We start from the raw sequence: 1,056 nt of genomic DNA, 5'->3' as shown, positions 1-1,056 counted from the left end.
CTCTATAGCGTATTCAGCCAGTTGATTAATTTTATAGCAATTGTTTATCAGGAGTTATTCCTGTGATTATCCCTGTTTTGCAATAAGGAGTGGTTAATTTGCCAAGAAGCAAGCGTAAGTCGGTTTTTGGCATTCTGGTTTTGCTTTTATTTGCGATGATAATGCAACTGCCTTTAACTAGTTTAAAGGCTCACGGGGAGGATGAAACCTCAAATCCGGTGTCTTACTATCCCCGTTCCGACAGGGAAGATTATCAATTCGAGACGGTTGCTTCGATAATCGTCTTAAGCCTGGCTGTTGATAAGAGCCAGGCGGCAATCAGATTGACAGATAAAACAGGGATGAACTGGTTCAGCACGCCGATGGATTACAACCAGGATGAGCTGTCAAACTCTGCTGCAAAAATGGCTATGGCTTCCCTCGTTCAGGTGGCGTATGCAGACCGTACCGGAAATATTACAACAATCAACGGTTACGCAGGGAGTGTTAGAAAATCTACATATAGTGTAACGGATATAAAAAACGGCGTAAGGTTTACATTTGTTTTTGAACGTGAAGGCTTTACCGTTCCTTTGGAAATTGCATTGGACGAGTATGGATTAAATGTATCTGTGGTTATGGATGGAATCAAAGAAACCAACGAGAATTTCAGGCTGACCCAGGTTGCGGTGCTGCCGTATTTCGGGGCGGCTAAGCTGGGCTCTAATGGATATTTTCTGGTTCCTGACGGTTGTGGCGCCCTTATTGAGTATGACAAGTCAAACATTTATGCCGAGCCTTACCAGCAAAGAATTTACGGTGACGAGCTGTCCACAATCAGGCTGGAATCGGATGGCATAAAGCAGCAGGCGCTTTTGCCTGTGTTTGGAAGCAAACAGGGGCAAAATGCCTTTGTAGGAATTATCACCCGCGGGGGAGCAAGGGCAATTGTTTCAGCAAAGGTGGCAGGCGCTGATTCCGGATACAGCCACATCGGGGTTACTTTTATTTATCGTGAATCCGACATGGTTTTCATAGAAAAGAAAAACCAGACAGTCAGGATTTTTGAAACAAAGC

1 protein-coding gene is annotated in these 1,056 nt (G+C 44.4%); it reads left to right on the top strand.

The annotated features are described in order from the left end of the window. Positions 1-98: 98 nt before the first annotated feature. Positions 99-1,056 (top strand): DUF5696 domain-containing protein (locus tag AC29Z1_RS17080; RefSeq protein ID WP_488272649.1); only part of this gene is annotated, 958 nt, incomplete at its 3' end.

Source organism: Sporomusa sp. (assembly GCF_057736855.1).
Note: the sequence above shows the minus strand (reverse complement) of the source record. Positions and strands in the feature narration are given on the sequence as shown.